Genomic DNA, 16,868 nt, shown 5'->3' on the forward strand with positions numbered 1-16,868 from the left:
GGTACTAATTTGATTTTAAGCTATTTTCTTTAAGTTTAGACAATATTTATCCTGACCCTATAAAAGGGATTTTAAAAAAATCTATGTCGTCTTTAGTTTATGTAGCAAGCGCTTTGGTGGACCTCGCACCCCAAAGTAAGCGATAATTTGCAATGGTATTGTTACGTATCTGGCAGGCAATTCGTTTGCAAAATATCTTGTTATAGCTTGGACATGTTATTGCACTACGATTGTCATCTATATGCTAACAGTATTTGCGGTGCTCCCAGAAAATGTATTTACACTCAATGCCTATATGATGGGATCCGTGTTGGAAGCCATTTTGCTCTCCTTAGCCGTTGTTGATCGATACCGTACGTTGGAAACAGAAAAATTGGATTTAGTAACGCAATTAATTTCTAAAGAAAAAGATATTTCATTGAGAACAAGGGAGATTTTGTCTCTGCAAATGCAAAGTGTAAAAAAATTGCAGTCAAAAATAAAAATTGCCGAAGATTTACAAAAAGTAATTAAAAATAAAACTAAGGTGGATACGTATTCTATTTTAGCAGATATTCGGTCAAGTAAATTAGAAGATGAAAAAGTGTTGGTTATTAAACAGCAAATTGCCGAGCATAATGCAAGTTTTATTTTTCAACTTACAGGGAAGTTTCCCAATTTGTCAAAAACAGATATTGAAATTGCGACCTTTTCTAAAATGAAACTGACTCGAAAAGAAATTGCAGAACTTAGAGGAACTACGGTACATGCCGTAAAAATGGCAAGGGCCAGACTAAAAAAGAAATTAAGTCTTACTTCTGATGATAGTTTAGAAGATTTTTTAAATGTAATAAACGAAAAGCAAGCGTAGGTGAATACAATCGTATAACTTTTTAGTTTTTAAGGCTAAAAAAAACATTCTGAAACTACAAGAGTATCTGCAGGAAGAATTCTTTACAGCGATCATGTTTCTGAATATTTTAAATAGAAAGTATTGTTCTTGCACTACAAATCCATTGAAAGACCTATTTGGGTCGAAAAATAAAGCGGTTTGTAGCTGTCAGTGTTTTTACTAGCATTGTTTAAATGATATTTGAATAAAGGCTCTACGCTCAATGAAACATTATCCAATAGCTTGTATGTAAAGCTCGATCCGATAGTAATGCCATAGGTAAATTGTTTTAATCCCTTATCACTGATATTGCTGGTATTTCTATTTAAATCAAAGTCTTGTGATCCAGAATGGATGATAATGCCACTTTTTTGTAGAATTAAAAAGCTAGCACCACCTATTAAGGATACACTAAACCATTTTTTAAAAATTTGATGACCTATTTCTGCAGAAATTTCATGATAGTCTAATTTTTGAGTAAGTGAAAAAGTTTCTTGATTACCTATGTCTTGCTTAACAATAGTAGGTAAAAATATTCCAGAACTTGATAAGGTTCCCGTATTAACAATATCAGATTGTATATCGTCAACTTTTGTGCTTATTTTTAGTCTATTATACCCTAATCGTATCGATTTTTTTTTCGAAATTAAGGAAGAAAAAACAAGACCATAATTCAAAGTAAGCCTACCACTTTTAGAATTTCCCGAAAATTTATCATTAATTAATGAACCACTTAATGGGATGTTATATAAGGGTATAGTGTGAATAGTAAGGTTCAATTTTTGGACTTTCTCATTTTGAATAGGTTTCAAATATAGTAAGGTGTCATTTTTGGTTTTTTTAGGTATACTATCTTTTTCAGTTAATACTTTTTTCGGATTTAAATTTTCTTTATTTGGTTTATTAAAAGCAGAAATAGCTCCACTTAGGCTGTTTTTCTTATCGGTAGGAGTACTTACGATACCTGCTTTTACAATGAGTTTTTCTGTAGTATTTGTAATAATCCCATTTAGATTATTATTTGAATTTTTATTGACTTTTTTAGCAATTGATGTAGGTTTTATAGTTCTTGATTTTATAAGGTTTGATCCTTTTTTGGTATAAGGTGAGTTGTATTTGGTTGCATCACCAATTGGATTGTTATTGGTGGTTTTTTTAATTTGGGCATTTACTAAATTAACAACAGGAGTATTTGTTAAGTTATCTTTTTGAATACTATCCTGTGAAACAATTTTGTTATTTGATGCGTTTTTTAAAGTTTTTGTAACCGCATTAGAAGCATTATAGCAACTATCGTTTGTTATTTTTTTCTCGAAAGAGGTTGTTTTTGAAAATATGCCTGTCAAAACAGTGTTACGTTGAACAATCATAATACCTGAAAGTAATAATGCTATTATTGATAAGCCCACTAATTTTGAAAAGTAAGTGGGTTTGTTTTTTTTCTTTTATTTAATTTAACTTCAATATGATCCCAAGTGATATTTTCAGAAGATCTCTCAAAATCAGATAAGCGTTCTTTGAAAATTTTTCCTATATCTTTTTTGTTATCCATTACTTAGCACCGTTTTTTTTTGATCATCAACTTCGCTAATAATCATTGTTTTTAGTAAAGCTTTAGCTCTGTGTAAATTAGATTTTGAGGTTCCCTCTGAAATAGCGAGCATTTTGGCTATTTCCTTATGTGTATAATCATCTAATTCATATAAATTAAAGACTAATTTGTATTGTGTAGGTAACTTTTGAATAAATGAAAATAGCTCGTCAATAGAAAAATTGACCAATTCAACATCAATATCAGTGTCAGAAATCATATCTTCTTTTATAGATGTGTCCGAAAAAAAATTGTCTCTATATTTATCAATAGCTTTATTAATAGTAATCCTTTTCATCCATCCTTCAAAAGATCCTTTAAATTTATACTGGTCAATTTTTTCAAAAATAGCAAGGAATGAATCCTGAAGATTATCCTCAGCTTCATTATAATTTTTACAATATTTTAAGCACAAAGCGAAAAGTCTATCTTTATAAGTATAGAACAATTCACTTTGTGCTTCTCTATTATTTTTTTTACATTTTTTTATGAGCTCTCTATCATTCAATAGAATACTGGTATTATAATATTAACAGCTTTTACTTGTTTACTTTAGACTAATAAAAAGCGAAAGGTTGCGTCGACCAGTACATATAATTGAGAAGATTTTAAAATAGTCTATTAATCTTCTGAATCACAGGGTTCTGCAAACAACACGATTCTCGTAATTTCTGAATCTAGCGTAACAGTATCTTTCGTTTGTACAAATATAACCTGTGGATTTACTTTATTGGAATAACCATCGGTTTCAAGTTTATTAAGTTCTTGCTCGGCATCAATTATGTTTTCAAAAAAAGATAATTCTACATTAGTAGTTTCCTCTTCATTTTTGAAAGAAGTTATACATTCAATATAATCATCAAATACATAAAGTGCCTTTTCATTATCATCTGTAGCGCATTCTCTAAATTCAACATAATCACAGTTATTTTCAATAGTACAATTACTTTTGATGTAATACAATTGTTCATCATTCTCAATTTGAATAGTATCATCATTAATTATAGTTGCTATCCAGTCAAAATTCCAATCTTTTGCAACTTCTGAATCTCCTTCTAAATGAATATTTATATGCAGTTGATCTTCTATAAATAATGATATCCACGAGGTGCGATAGGCATCACCGTTATGATAAAATATACCTGTTCCATCATCATAAAAATCCATTAAAGATGCATCGTATACCATATTCTCGGTTTCTGATTTTATTTTCCAAACGCAGTTTTCTTCTTCAAGTAGCGTGTTGCAATAATTAATAATCTGATCGTCAATACAAGCTTCAATAGCTTCTTTTAAAGCTTTGTTACCATTGATACTTATAGTATTGCCACTCTTGGTAGTTCCGTTAATTGGGTAGCTTATGCCAATTGTATTATCGTCAGTAACTTGATTTAAAAGCGAAACAAATTCAGTGTTTTCATTAACAATTACGGCTTCAGTAATCTGACCTTCATTGTCATATAAATACACATTAAAAGGATATATAAATGTCAAACATACCACATCGGAATCATTGGTTTGAGTGGTTGATAATTGTTTTAAATTTACAAATAGCTCTGAGTTGGTATCAATTTTTGCAATTGGAATGCTCAATTCAAAAGGTTCTTTTTCGCAAGAAAAAAATAGTACGAGAATTGATAATAATAATAACAGTTTCGTTTTCATGTTCCTTTTAGTTTATTGGTTTACCCAATAGACAGAACAGAAGTAAAAGGTTGCGTAATTATTTAAAATAGAAAACAGTAGCATTCATTTATTTTTGCAATTTTCTAGAATTAGAAAGTGTGTTTAAAATCAATTACACTTTCTAATTTATGTGAATAGTGACCGAAATCCATAGCTTGGTCGCTCTAAAGTAGTCAACAAATCCTGAAAAATCTCGTCTGCAATCTAAAAATTGGCGAAAGTAAAGCTATTAATAACCTCAATAAACAACAAAAAAATTAGCTGCAGGTTTTAGGTACAATTAAGATTGACCATTAATAATACAAGTTAATTATACTATTTTTTGTTCCTTGCTTGCCAAAACGATCCTTGTTTTATATTTTTGTTTACAAATAGGTATTTACCTTAATATTTTTATTTATGAAAAAGTTTTTTGAAGGATTTCAATACTTAATGGAAGAGTTTGCATTTGCACCTTTAAATGCATTAAGAACCTTAGAACTTGAAAGCTGGTTTGGCGCTAATATTTTAAATTGGGGGTTCATGCTAGTTGGTATGGCAGCATTTGTTTATTGGATGAAACAATTAAAAGGTTTTAACGATAACAATGAAGAGAGAAAATACGTAGTTTCTCATTCTTTTTTAGCAGAAGATAAGCAGTAAATACTGTTTTAGTTTATCATAAAAAAAGCTTTAGCAAACCATTTGCTAAAGCTTTTTGTTTATTAATGAAGCTGTTTTCCTAACAGCTATTTTAAATAACACGATTATAGCCAACCAATAAATATATCCAAAGGTCAAAATAGTATCCTATTTAATAATTTAACACCAGGTGTTTACTTTATTATTATTAGAAGTTTTAATACAAATAATCGCGTAATAAAAAGATTCTTTGCAACATAATTATTGAAAATTTGAATAGCAAAAAGGCTTAAAACTGTTGTTTTAAGCCTTTTTTGTTACTATTTTTTTTAAAAAATCCCTATTTCAAACTAATTTATTTGTTAATATTGTAGTCTTTTTCCTTCTTTATAAAATTTAGATATGTAAAATCTATGGTTTTTAATCTAATTATAATCAGATTGATCGAAAAGAAAAAAAACTCCTTTTTTTTAACAAATAAAGCCCTTTAATTTACATCAAGCCAAATACATATTAATACACAGCTTTTGAAATGAAGAAAATCAATCTAATAATAGCGAGCTTTTTATTTACAGCATACAATTTATACAGCCAGGATATTGCAACTACACTTAGCTCAAATACTGATGATTATTTAAAATATTTAGCTGATAATAGTGAAAGTGCTGAAGCTGTAATTGCATCAAATGATATTCGTGGTTTGATTGATTTAAATATTTCAAATATTGAAAATGAACAATTAGAGGTGGTATTGGATAGTGATTTAAGAGATACTGGAATTGTAAAAATTGTAAACGTTAAAACAGGAAAGCGAATTCGTAGAAAAGTCTCTTTTTTTAAAGGGCAAATTAAAATACCTGTGCAAGATGCTAAAAAGGGAATTTATGAAGTGCAAGTAAAAACTTCCAACTCATCCAATAAAATCAAAAAGCGTTTTTCAGTTAAGTAACAATTTAATTATAAATTAAATTAAAAAGCAGCTAATCCGTTCGGAATAGCTGCTTTTTAATTTAATTGAAAACAAGAATCTTATGATTTTACCACTATTTATTTCTAGGTAACCCAATTTGTGTACCTATTACACTTTCATCTGGTTGTGTAATAACTGGGCAGTTAATAATTGCTCCAGTTGCTGTTAGTAAACTTGATAGTGAATTATCTAATGGGCTTGGGTTAGCATTTCCACGGAAAGGAATCAAAATACCGTCAGCCAATAAATCATTTATTTGATCAAAACTTGTTAATATAGAGCGTTCCTCAACGGGTACTGTAAATTCAGTAATATGTGCATCCCACATTGGTGCGTATCTTTCATCACTTGGATCAATTGGGAATGTATTTGTTGGATCATTTACTTGCCTTTCACTCAATGAAGCTGTATTTAATCCTTGGAATCCTAGTGGATCACCTGCCTCGGGTGTAAGACCGTTTGCCGTTGGGCTAAAAGGTAACATTGAACCTCCCGGGAATAAACCAAATGTTGGTAAATTAGCTAATCTTGGTGCAAAAACTCCTAATTCAATAGTTGCTGGTGCAGGATCAGAAGTATCAGTTACAATATGGAAATAAAATTGTTTCCCATCATGCCATCCGTCCAATAATTGCATTACTACTGAAGCTTGATCTATAGCCAAGTTTGGATTGTTTAAATCATCTTCTTGCTCTGGTCCGTTTCCATCAGGGTGAGGAATCCTGTCATGAATACCTGTACTATTAGCCACTGGTTGTGCATTAATTACTACACCACTAGGTAACACTACGTATGATGACCATGCATCATCAGCAATAGCTCCGGGGTTAACTTCTGCTGGTGGAAATCCGAATAATGCTCCATCTTCAGAAGCACCACCTGCAACTAAAGATCTTTTAGGTGAAAAATCAACTGATCCTTCAAACACTAATCTACCATCCTTAGTAAATGTTCCGTTTTGTACTCCATCAGAACCTAAGGCTGCAGCCATACGTGGTGCAAATATAACTCCTAGCTGTTCTGCCATTGCTCTGTCCGAAGCTTCAGTAATTACATAATAAAGCGTTCTTGGACCACTTGATGTTGTTTCCCATCCTTTAAACATTGGAAATCTTGCTGTTGGCCCAGCAGGAACTACTGATCTATCCACTCTAAAATCAATACCTAAAACACTTGGTAAAAATACATTTTGCTCAGCGGTAAAACTTAACGCTGGATTACTTGCGTTGTAAGGAACTCCTCCATCTTGTCTGATACTTTTTAAAAGCATGTAAGCTTCTGAAGGTAATTCAACTCCTGGTCCATCTCCTGGTCCGTCAATTACTGGGACATCATCCTCACCACAACTCATTAGTAACATACCTGCTAAAAGGGCACTTGCGAATATTTTATTTCTATTTTTCATGATTTTATTTTTTAAAGTTAATATTGTAAAATGATATAATTTAGCAGGCCTGCAATATTTCAAATCATTTATGCTTTCTACACAAATTCAGTCAATCAGCTTTCAAAATACTAACTAAAAAAAATAAAAAAACTTTCAATTAACTGATTATCAGTTAATTATATTTATAACTTTTTTTAAGTTTTGTTTAATCGGTTCATGCTAGTGTTAGCTAGATTACTTTTAATCTTTTTAAATAGCATATAAAAACAATATAATTTTGGCAAAAATGGAGTGTGTTTTTTAGCATTTTATTAAAATTTTATTGAATTTAATTGTATTGCGTCAAAATCAATTTAGGATCAATTTTTAAATAAAATAATTCATTTGAAAGTCCTTTTTTAATCGTTACTGAACTTTAAGAATAACTAAATCTGGATTTTTTTTGTGCTTCCTCTATCATAGAAATAAAAAATTCTACATTTTTGTTTGAGTATTTTAAAATCCAAACTAATATTACAGCTAGTGCAAAAAAAAGCTTCTGTTTCATACACAGAAGCTTTAAATCTTACTTTTCTATTAATTTTATTATAAGTCGAAACCTAAATCAGTACGATAATACATATCCTTAAATTTAATTTTCTTTACATTTTTATATGATACTGCCAATGCCTCTTTAAAATCATTACCAAAAGAAGTGACTGCTAACACCCTACCTCCGTTGGTAACTACTTTACCATCGTTTAATGTAGTTCCTGCCTGAAAAACAATGGAATCTTCAACAGTATCAATGCCTTTAATTTCATCACCTTTATTATAGGCTTCAGGGTAGCCGCCCGCAACGGTCATTACCGTAACGGCAGTACGGGGATCTAAATCCAACGTAACTTCATTCAAGGTTTGATTACCAACGTTGATAAAAAGATCAACCAAATCATTTTTAACACGTGGTAGCACGGCTTCAGTTTCAGGATCACCCATTCTAACGTTGTATTCGATTACCTTAGGCTCGTTTCCAACTTTAATTAAACCAATAAATATAAAACCTTTATAATCGATATTTTCTTTTGCTAAACCTTCAACCGTAGGTTTTATGACTTTATTTTCAATTTTGGCCATAAAGGCATCATCCGCAAAAGGAACTGGAGAAATGGCGCCCATACCACCCGTATTTAAACCTGTATCGCCCTCACCTATTCGTTTATAATCCTTGGCTGTTGGTAATGTAATGTAATTTTTACCGTCAGTTAACACAAAAACGCTTAGTTCAATACCATCTAAAAACTCTTCAATAACCACTTTTTGACTAGCCTCACCAAACTTACTATTGGTTAACATATCGGTTAGTTCTGTTTTTGCTTCGGCTAAATTTTCCAAAATTAACACCCCCTTACCTGCTGCCAATCCATCAGCTTTAAGTACGTATGGTGGTTTTAAAGTTTCTAAAAAAGCATGTCCTTTTTCAACGGTTTCGGCAGTAAAACTTTCGTAAGCCGCTGTTGGAATGTTGTAGCGTACTAAAAATTCTTTAGCATATTCCTTACTTCCTTCCAATTGAGCCCCTTCGGCTGATGGCCCGATAACTTTAACTGATGCTAATTGCGGATCATTTTTAAAAAAGTCTGAAATTCCAGCAACCAGTGGCACCTCAGGACCTACAACTACCATTTCAATAGTTTCAGTAAGTACAACTTCCTTAATTTTATCAAAATCAGTAACATTTATAGCTAAATTAGTGGCGATGCTTGCTGTACCAGCATTTCCTGGAGCTACAAATAACTTTGAACATAAATTACTTTGAGCTAATTTGTACGCAAAAGTATGCTCTCTACCTCCTGATCCTACAATAAGAATATTCATTATAACTTTTTTGAATTTATTTTAAAATGCAAAAATACTCAATTACAATCAATTGTTATGGGCAAATGACAGATCAAATATGCGGTATATTCTGTGAGTAGATGAAAATTTAATTTCACAAAATTCGCTTATACAAGCTGCTGAAAATTACATTATGCCAAATAGGTTTACGAAAACAACTATTACTAATTTTAAATGAGTTGGGAGTATAAAATAAAGCTAAGTAACCTAGTAGGCTGAGTCTTGACCTTTTAAAAGAATAAGTAGCGTATCAAACATTATTTTTATATCCATAAGTATGGACCAATTTTCGATATAAAAAACATCAAATTTTATTCGATTAATAATATCTTCATCTGATTTAATTTCGCCTCTGTAACCTTTAATTTGAGCTAAACCTGTAATTCCAGGTCTTACAGAATGCCTAAATACAAACTGATACTTATCTATTTTTTTTGCATATGCCTCCGTATAACGAGGTATGTGAGGCCTTGGTCCAACTACGGACATATCGCCTTTTAAAACGTTTACAAACTGCGGTATTTCATCAATACTGGTCCGGCGTAAAAAACGCCCCAATTTGGTGACTCTTTCATCCGCTTCGGATACATGCAAACGCTTTTCATTCCCTTCTACGCTAAGTGACCTAAATTTATAACACATGAACTCCCCGTAGTTTACCCCGTTACGCTTGTGCTTGTAAAAAAGGGGGCCTTTGCTATCCAGTTTTATAAGAATAAACATTAACGGTGTTAACCACGAAAGGATGCCAATAATCACTACAAAAGATATTATAATATCGATACTCCTTTTTACTATAACGTTTGTGGAATCATGCAGTGGCATATTTGGTATGGATAACACTGGCAAATAATCGTAATAATCCGTTTTTAGATTAGAAACTGGTACTTTTTCTACATTTGGGATAAATTTTAATACAATTCCATTGCTTTCGCAGAAGTTCACAATTTCATTATTTTGAATGCTTGACACTTCGTGTAAGGCGCAATAAACTTCGTCAATCCTGTTTTCTTTCAAATAAGTGATTCCTTCGGAAATTTTATTAGGTAACTGATCTGCAAATACTCCTTGTATGTAGTACCCCATTTCAGGTTTGGATTCAAAATAATTAATCAATTCTTGTGTTTGTGCTGAACTACCAAAAACTAAAACCAAACGTTTGTTACCTCCAAAATACTGACGGTACTTTTGCAACAAAAAATAAACCGCAAATTTAGCTGCTGAAATACCTAAAATGGTAATCCCTAAAAACAAAAAGGTATCCGTTCCTGAAATTGTTCTTGTTTTTACAATACCATAATAAGAGTATAAGACAAGCATTAACATAAACGCCTGCTTTATTAGTAGACGGATAATTTTTAATACCGATGTAAACCTATAAACATTGTAAAAACGCACCCAAATTGCTGCTGCTATCCAACCAATTCCCAGATAAACATAAAAGAATAAACTTTCGGACTTACCCAAAAAAAGGTAAGCGCATAAGCTTAAGGCCACCAAATCGAACAATACAATTAGCGGTCTTATTAAAAATGAATATCCTTTTAAAACTTTAGGCATTTAAGACTTTTTAGTTTTTATATAGGCATCAAACGTTTTGTGTTCCTTTTTATGCAACTTTTCAGAAGATAATTTCTTAAAGTAATCGTAAGTTTTTTTCAGTCCTACGTGTCGTGCAACTTTAGGTTCCCAGCCCAATATTTTTTTGGCCACTGAAATATCCGGACGACGTTGTAATGGATCATCCACAGGTAAATCCTTGTAAACTACTTTTTGGGTTGTTCCTGTTAACTTAATAATTTCATCCGCAAAATCACGTATGGAAATTTCCGATGGGTTTCCAATATTAACGGGTTGCGAATACTCGGACAATAACAAACGAAATAATCCCTCTATTTGATCTTCAATAAAACAAAAAGATCGGGTTTGTGAGCCATCACCAAAAACGGTTAAATCTTCGCCACGCAATGCCTGACCTATAAATGCAGGAATTACCCGTCCATCGTTTAATCGCATTCTGGGCCCGTAAGTATTAAAAATACGCGCAATACGAACAGGTACTTTATGAAAAGTATGGTAAGCCATAGTCATTGCTTCCTGAAAGCGTTTTGCCTCATCATACACCCCACGTGGTCCAACGGAATTTACATTTCCGTAATAATCCTCAGTTTGTGGGTGTACTAAGGGGTCACCATAAACCTCGCTTGTAGAAGCTATTAAAATAGTAGCTCCTTTGGCCAAGGCTAAACCCAAACAATTATGCGTACCCAGCGATCCTACTTTTAATGTTTGAATAGGAATTTTTAAGTAATCAATAGGACTTGCAGGAGATGCAAAATGGAGTATGTAATCCAAATCCCCTTCTATGGAAATATGAGTACATACATCATGTTCAATAAATGTAAAGCTGGGGTGATCCGTTAAATGAGCCAAATTATCAAAGCTACCCGTAATAAAATTATCCATTCCAATTACTGAGTAACCTTCTTTTATAAATCGATCACATAAATGCGAACCCAAAAAACCAGCAGCACCAGTTATTAAAACACGTTTTGGAATTTTAGACATTAACAATTTTTTATTTTCTGAAAAATACAAAAACATAGCGTATTTACGAGTATTTGCTGTTGTTTTCAGCTATACCCAAGCTACTTGCTAGTCAACCAATGCTTAAATACGATATGCATAGTAACTCGCTTATTTATACCTTTATTTTAAGAAGTTTCTAAAATTTGTGCTATTATTTTTTTTGTAATGGTATAAGTGGGCTTTACGCCAGAAGTGCCTAAACCCCCTGAAGCAAGCGTACTTCCTGTTTCTAAAGGATTGTCCGATGCGTAGTAAGCATACCTTACCTGTATAGAATCCGCAATACTTTTCCGAATCTTTGACGCCGCCTGAATCGCTTTTTGATAATGAGCTCCTTCCATTTCTAATCCAATAACGTTCCACGTGGAATCATGAAAAAATTGAAGCAAATCCCGATTTTGTAGTGATGTTCCCAAAACAGTAACCATGCTTCCTTCAAGACAATCAATATCGGTATCCTCAAAATCTTTTAAAGAAAGTTCATTTTTAAAAGGGTAATTACCAGATGTACCTTCTAAAACATGCGCTGTAGGGATCATCAAATCGCCTTTTCCTCCTTGTAAAATACCTGCTTTTCCCATGACAGAAACCGAAATAACATTCATGTAAAACAAGGTTTCGTTAGGTGCTTTGTAAGGTTTTAGCAACTCATCCATAGCTTCAAACGCTTGCTCACCAAAAGCATAATCCATAACCAAAATTACGGGTGCATTTGGTTTATTATAGGTAGGCAAATGTTCAATTTTACCAGTATCAAAAAGTTGTACATCAATGTGTGAACTACTGCTGTCCTCCACCATAACCATCCCATTCTTTAAGGCGTATGATTTTACCTTATTGCGTATTTCCTTACTATTTTTATTACTCAGTTTAACAAAAATTTCCATATCGCTTTTTCCAGCATAAGCCTTACCTAAAGCATCTTTTGCAAACAATGTATTCATTACGCTGTGCATATTTGAACTTATAATGTGCAACGGGCGCTCAAACAAGTTTAAATTATGAATGCGTTTTTTAATTTGATACGCCCAAAATGACGAATGGATATGGTGCCCAATGCGTTCCCTTAAAACTGGACTAAAAGTAATTTCGCGCTTGTTTTTAATGGTAACCTCTTCTAACGAAAGTTTACCTAATCCATAAATAACATCAATAAATCGATCTGGATTTTGAGTGCTGGCAAATTTGTCATATACCTCAATAATTTCATTAAAACTACGCCCTAAAATATTAGCTAAATGAGCCATAGCGATGTCTCGCTCCTTGTTTGATAATGTTTTTTGCTCTGCAAACTTTACTAATTTGTTCCAATCGCGCGTAAAACATAAATCATCCTCTTGCTGGATCCGTTTTCTTATTTTTTCGGATTCCATGTACATAAATGTCAAGTGGGTAAGAATATCATAAATTTCTGATCGTCCACGGGTAATTTCAATATTCATTTGATCAGCATCCACGCGATAACAATTACGACGCCTTTTTTTTGGAATAATCACCTCAAAATGAGCATTTTTGTATCCTTCTTCGCTGGTTAAATTAACGTATCTACACTCTTCAATACCCTCTGGCAAACGCTCTAACACATAGAGTAATCCATTTAATTCTACCTTTTCTTCATTAATTGAACCATAAATTTCAGGACGTAAAACCAGCATAGCTTCCCGCAAGGTTTCACCCGATACGCCTAAAGGCTTATAGTATCCCCTATTAAATAAATGACGCATACCAATATACAATCGTTCAATGGCATTGGTACTCTCTTGTGCTCTGGTTTGTTCGTTTTTAGCTATGTAGTTTTGCATGTATTTATTGCGTGTAATTTTGAGTTAAAATATCCGCAATTTTTCGATCATTTGAAAGCCTTGGCAATTTATTTTGACCTCCAAGCTTACCAATCGATTTCATGTACTCCGTAAATCCACCCGTATTGACTATTTTAATTTTTAATGGTTGAAGGATTTTACCCGTAATTAAATCTTTATAATAGGAGTTTTGTTCCTGTAAATTGACATCAATTTCATGCGCCAATTCCTCCAAATGTGTCGGAGTTTCAGCAAATTCTACAAACCATTCGTGATAAGGCAGTCCTTCAGCAGAGTTTACTTGTGGTGCCACCGTAAATTCCTGAATTACATGTCCTGTTTTATCACTTGCCGCTTGCATAGCCTGCTCCACCTCTTTTGCAATAACATGCTCTCCAAATGCTGAAATAAAGTGTTTAATACGACCTGAAACGACTATACGATAAGGCTTAATTTCAGTAAATTTAACTGTATCACCAATATTATAGCACCAAAGCCCTGCGGTGGTTGAAATTAACATGACGTAGTTGACTCCAATTTTCACCTCTTTAATGGTGATTCGCTTCGGATTTTCATCAAAAAATTCGTCGGCTTTTACAAACTCATAAAAAATTCCAGAGTTTAGCTGTAACAGCATTCCTTCATTATTCTGTTTGTCCTGATAGGCAAAAAAACCTTCCGAAGCTGGATACAATTCAATACTAGGTATACTTTTACCTATTAACTTTTCAAAAATAGCCCGATAAGGCTCATAATTTACACCGCCATATATAAACAGCTCAAAATTAGGGAAAACATCTTTTATAGGCTTTCCTGTACGCGCAACAATACGTTCAAAATACATTTGTACCCAAGGAGGAATCCCACTAATAATTCCCATAGGTTCAGGCAAGGTTTCATCAATAATAGCTTCAACCTTTTGTTCCCAATCATCAATACAATTGGTTTTCCAACTAGGCATTCTATTTTTTTGCAAATACTTGGGAATGTAATGCGCTACAATACCCGAAAGCCTTCCCAAATTGACTCCATTTTTATCAGTAAGTTCAGGGCTTCCCTGTAAAAAAATCATTTTATTATCCACAAATCCGGTTTTGCCCGTTTCGTTGATGTAGCTTAAAATGGCATTTCTTGCTGCATTGGTATGCGTTGGCATGGATTCGTGGGTAATGGGTATATATTTTGACCCACTGGTGGTACCTGAAGTTTTGGCATAATATAAAGGCTTTTCAGGCCACAAAACATCCGCCTCTCCGGCAACCATCCGATCCACATAAGGTCTCAATGCCTCATAATCTCTAATTGGCACTTTGCTAACAAAATCTTGATAGGATGTAATTTCAGAAAACTGATGATCCTTACCAAAAGCTGTGTTTTTAGCTTTGTTAATTAAATACCTAAAGACTTCCTCTTGTGTTTCTATAGGGTTATTTGACCATTTATCAATTGATCGTTGTACCCATTTTGCAAATAATTTAGCTGCAAATGCTTTTACTGACATAAAATTATTTTTCGAAATCAATATAATCGGAAGGATTCAATGCTTGTCCTTTTTCCCAAAGTTCAAAGTGTAAATGTGGTCCCGTACTAAACTCGCCAGTAGATCCTGCTATTGCAATCACCTCACCCGCTATAACAATATCGCCTTGCTTTTTAAGTAGCTTGGCGTTGTGTTTGTATACTGAAAGTAAGCCTGATGTATGTTTTAATAAAATCACATATCCTGTATCAGGTGTCCATTCCGAAAATACGATTACCCCTTGTGTTGCTGCTTTTACAGGCGTATCCTTATCCACTGCAATATCTACGGCATAATGTTTCAATTTGTAATCAAATTTACTGGTCACTGATCCTTTTACTGGAGGAATAAACAAATATTCCTGCTCCAAATCGCTTGAATTTTTTACAGTATACTTTTCCTTTTTTTCAACCTCTTTCCTAAGCTCAATATCCTCCGCAGATGGCTTTAAATTTACCGTTGAAAGTTCTTTTTTTATATCCTTATCCACAGAATCTTTACTAAACGATTCTGCCGAAACCTGACCAGTCAATACTTTTTTGATGGATTCGTAATATTTTTCATTGTAACGTACTTTGTCCAGTATAGAATCTGTTTCGTATGCCAATCGATTGGCTTTTTCGGACAATTCAGATGAAGAATATCCAGGAATATATTCTCGCAAAGGCGAAAAAGCAATTAAAAAAATAGTTCCAGTAATTAATAATAGCGAGGTAATCATTACCAAAACAAACACATTTAAGCGTGTTAATTTAAAAGACACTTGCTCTTCAAACGTATTTTCGTTCAAAATTACTAAACGGTATTTGTTTAGTAATTTTGTTGCAATTTTTCCTTTTTTCTTAGTTGGTGCTTCCATTGTGTAAATAAGATAACAAATATACACAAGTTTGTATTTATCTTGTTGATGCTATTTCTTTCATTACATGACACAAATCACTCAAAGTATCCCTAAAAGTTTCTATAAGTAAATGTTATATAAAAATATATAAATTATAAGAATTCATAATAAAAAGGACTTCTATAAGTTTACGCTGCTGCAGAAATAAAAAAACTTGATGCAATTACACGAATGCTGATCAGAAAGTGGCTTAAAAGGCTTTATTTTAGTTTTTAGCCTCTAAAATGTAAATTTTTGAAGAAAATTCAGTGTTTTTAATTGCTTTTAGGTTTGACAGACATCCAACGGCAAAAGCACGAAAATAATTTACTTTTTTGTATTTATACTTTTCCGAAAGTAAGGAAACATAAAAAGCATCAAAGCACATGGGTTTTGTTTGTATTAATTTAAAATGATATTCGTCTGCTAATTTTGAAATTGCGTTTTCAGAAAAATGCCAAAGATGTCTGGGTACATCATATGCTGCCCAAAATTTTCCATAAAAGGAAGCATCGTAACTTTTAAAATTTGGTACTGCAATTACAATTTTTCCATTTAGTTTTAGCAAACGCTTAAATTCATTAAACTGTGCTTCCAAATCGGGAACGTGTTCCAATACATGCCACATGGTAATTATATCAAACTTTTGACCAATTTCGTTGGTTTTGCTTACGCAATCAATACCTTTTTCTTCAGCTTTTGATTTGGCACCTTGGTTAGGCTCCGCCCCTATTACATTCCAAGACTTATTTTTTAAAGCTTCCAAAAATGACCCTGTGCCACAACCAATATCTAAAACTGATGCTTTGCTTTTTGTGGTAATTGAATAAAGTAAGCTTGTTTTACTTTTAATAGTAATTTTTTTTACTGCTTGATATAGTTTATCAATTAAACTTGTTTTCGCATCGGTATGCGAAATATAATCTTCACTTTCGTAATAAAAGCCTAAGTTTTCAGGAATGGGTCTTGTTTGATACAAATCTAAGTTAGCATTGTACACCAATTCAAAATTGTGTTGCGACACTGAAAAATCTTTAATTTTGAGCTTATTCATTAGGTAGGTTCCACGTGGAA

The 16,868-nt window shown here is 32.7% G+C and carries 15 protein-coding genes; 3 read left to right on the plus strand and 12 right to left on the minus strand.

Translation table 11 applies throughout. The features are described 5' to 3' along the window. Nucleotides 1-145: 145 nt before the first annotated feature. Nucleotides 146-850, plus strand: coding sequence for a 7TM diverse intracellular signaling domain-containing protein (locus GMC_RS0106590; RefSeq protein ID WP_316928966.1), 705 nt, complete (start codon nt 146-148; stop codon nt 848-850). A gap of 134 nt (nt 851-984) precedes the next feature. On the opposite strand, the gene GMC_RS0106595 is transcribed toward GMC_RS0106590, so the two are convergent. From GMC_RS0106595 to GMC_RS0106610, 4 genes are all read right to left on the minus strand, one after another. Further along, nucleotides 985-2,280: a hypothetical protein gene (locus GMC_RS0106595; RefSeq protein WP_010521395.1), complete on the minus strand. Its 1,296-nt coding sequence runs from the start codon at nt 2,278-2,280 to the stop codon at nt 985-987. Further along, nucleotides 2,280-2,423, minus strand: coding sequence for a hypothetical protein (locus GMC_RS21650; RefSeq protein ID WP_157998146.1), 144 nt, complete (start codon nt 2,421-2,423; stop codon nt 2,280-2,282). Before GMC_RS21650 ends, GMC_RS0106595 begins: the two co-directional genes overlap by 1 nt. Beyond that, the gene (locus GMC_RS0106605) at nt 2,416-2,970 is read right to left on the minus strand and encodes an RNA polymerase sigma factor (protein WP_010521396.1); all 555 of its coding nucleotides are present in this window, start codon (nt 2,968-2,970) and stop codon (nt 2,416-2,418) included. The genes GMC_RS21650 and GMC_RS0106605 overlap by 8 nt, the downstream gene beginning before the upstream one ends. Nucleotides 2,971-3,083: 113 nt before the next feature. After that, on the minus strand, nt 3,084-4,127 hold the full coding sequence (locus tag GMC_RS0106610) for a hypothetical protein (RefSeq protein ID WP_010521397.1): 1,044 nt from the start codon (nt 4,125-4,127) through the stop codon (nt 3,084-3,086). Nucleotides 4,128-4,547: 420 nt separating this feature from the next. Here GMC_RS0106610 and GMC_RS0106615 point away from each other — a divergent pair, with 420 nt between their 5' ends. Further along, nucleotides 4,548-4,790 carry a DUF6341 family protein gene (locus GMC_RS0106615; RefSeq protein WP_010521398.1) on the plus strand — a complete coding sequence of 81 codons (243 nt, stop codon included), beginning with the start codon at nt 4,548-4,550 and terminating at the stop codon, nt 4,788-4,790. Between the two features lie 511 nt (nt 4,791-5,301). Further along, entirely contained in the window at nt 5,302-5,718 is a 417-nt protein-coding gene (locus GMC_RS0106620; protein ID WP_010521399.1) for a T9SS type A sorting domain-containing protein, read from the plus strand. Between the two features lie 94 nt (nt 5,719-5,812). Here the strand turns inward: GMC_RS0106620 and GMC_RS0106625 are convergent, their stop codons facing one another. From GMC_RS0106625 to GMC_RS0106665, 8 genes are all read right to left on the minus strand, one after another. After that, nucleotides 5,813-7,144 (minus strand): hypothetical protein, encoded by a 1,332-nt coding sequence (locus GMC_RS0106625; RefSeq protein ID WP_010521400.1) that lies wholly within the window; start codon nt 7,142-7,144, stop codon nt 5,813-5,815. A 567-nt stretch (nt 7,145-7,711) separates the two neighbouring features. Beyond that, nucleotides 7,712-8,983 carry a phosphoribosylamine--glycine ligase gene (gene purD, locus GMC_RS0106635; protein WP_010521401.1) on the minus strand — a complete coding sequence of 424 codons (1,272 nt, stop codon included), beginning with the start codon at nt 8,981-8,983 and terminating at the stop codon, nt 7,712-7,714. 228 nt (nt 8,984-9,211) lie between these two features. Further along, on the minus strand, nt 9,212-10,564 hold the full coding sequence (locus GMC_RS0106640) for an exopolysaccharide biosynthesis polyprenyl glycosylphosphotransferase (RefSeq protein WP_010521402.1): 1,353 nt from the start codon (nt 10,562-10,564) through the stop codon (nt 9,212-9,214). Beyond that, nucleotides 10,565-11,572: a UDP-glucuronic acid decarboxylase family protein gene (locus tag GMC_RS0106645; protein WP_040472467.1), complete on the minus strand. Its 1,008-nt coding sequence runs from the start codon at nt 11,570-11,572 to the stop codon at nt 10,565-10,567. 146 nt (nt 11,573-11,718) lie between these two features. Then, nucleotides 11,719-13,395, minus strand: a complete 1,677-nt coding sequence (locus GMC_RS0106650; RefSeq protein ID WP_010521404.1) for a DUF6909 family protein — start codon at nt 13,393-13,395, stop codon at nt 11,719-11,721. A gap of 4 nt (nt 13,396-13,399) precedes the next feature. Then, nucleotides 13,400-14,896 (minus strand): GH3 auxin-responsive promoter family protein, encoded by a 1,497-nt coding sequence (locus GMC_RS0106655; protein WP_010521405.1) that lies wholly within the window; start codon nt 14,894-14,896, stop codon nt 13,400-13,402. A 4-nt stretch (nt 14,897-14,900) separates the two neighbouring features. Further along, nucleotides 14,901-15,773, minus strand: coding sequence for a M23 family metallopeptidase (locus tag GMC_RS0106660; RefSeq protein ID WP_010521406.1), 873 nt, complete (start codon nt 15,771-15,773; stop codon nt 14,901-14,903). A 247-nt stretch (nt 15,774-16,020) separates the two neighbouring features. Continuing rightward, nucleotides 16,021-16,848 (minus strand): class I SAM-dependent methyltransferase, encoded by an 828-nt coding sequence (locus GMC_RS0106665; RefSeq protein ID WP_010521407.1) that lies wholly within the window; start codon nt 16,846-16,848, stop codon nt 16,021-16,023. Nucleotides 16,849-16,868: the final 20 nt, after the last annotated feature.

This window comes from Aquimarina agarivorans (genome assembly GCF_000218485.1).
GTDB classification, from domain to species: Bacteria; Bacteroidota; Bacteroidia; order Flavobacteriales; family Flavobacteriaceae; genus Aquimarina; species Aquimarina agarivorans.

Bases quoted from the DNA above. Each gene is read 5' to 3' on its own strand.
- GMC_RS0106645 (WP_040472467.1), bottom strand. From the start codon at position 11,572: ATGTCTAAAATTCCAAAACGTGTTTTAATAACTGGTGCTGCTGGTTTT.
- GMC_RS0106660 (WP_010521406.1), bottom strand. From the start codon at position 15,773: ATGGAAGCACCAACTAAGAAAAAAGGAAAAATTGCAACAAAATTACTA.
- GMC_RS0106610 (WP_010521397.1), bottom strand. From the start codon at position 4,127: ATGAAAACGAAACTGTTATTATTATTATCAATTCTCGTACTATTTTTT.
- GMC_RS21650 (WP_157998146.1), bottom strand. From the start codon at position 2,423: ATGGATAACAAAAAAGATATAGGAAAAATTTTCAAAGAACGCTTATCT.
- GMC_RS0106665 (WP_010521407.1), bottom strand. From the start codon at position 16,848: ATGAATAAGCTCAAAATTAAAGATTTTTCAGTGTCGCAACACAATTTT.
- GMC_RS0106620 (WP_010521399.1), top strand. From the start codon at position 5,302: ATGAAGAAAATCAATCTAATAATAGCGAGCTTTTTATTTACAGCATAC.
- GMC_RS0106615 (WP_010521398.1), top strand. From the start codon at position 4,548: ATGAAAAAGTTTTTTGAAGGATTTCAATACTTAATGGAAGAGTTTGCA.
- GMC_RS0106655 (WP_010521405.1), bottom strand. From the start codon at position 14,896: ATGTCAGTAAAAGCATTTGCAGCTAAATTATTTGCAAAATGGGTACAA.
- GMC_RS0106650 (WP_010521404.1), bottom strand. From the start codon at position 13,395: ATGCAAAACTACATAGCTAAAAACGAACAAACCAGAGCACAAGAGAGT.
- GMC_RS0106640 (WP_010521402.1), bottom strand. From the start codon at position 10,564: ATGCCTAAAGTTTTAAAAGGATATTCATTTTTAATAAGACCGCTAATT.
- purD (WP_010521401.1), bottom strand. From the start codon at position 8,983: ATGAATATTCTTATTGTAGGATCAGGAGGTAGAGAGCATACTTTTGCG.
- GMC_RS0106625 (WP_010521400.1), bottom strand. From the start codon at position 7,144: ATGAAAAATAGAAATAAAATATTCGCAAGTGCCCTTTTAGCAGGTATG.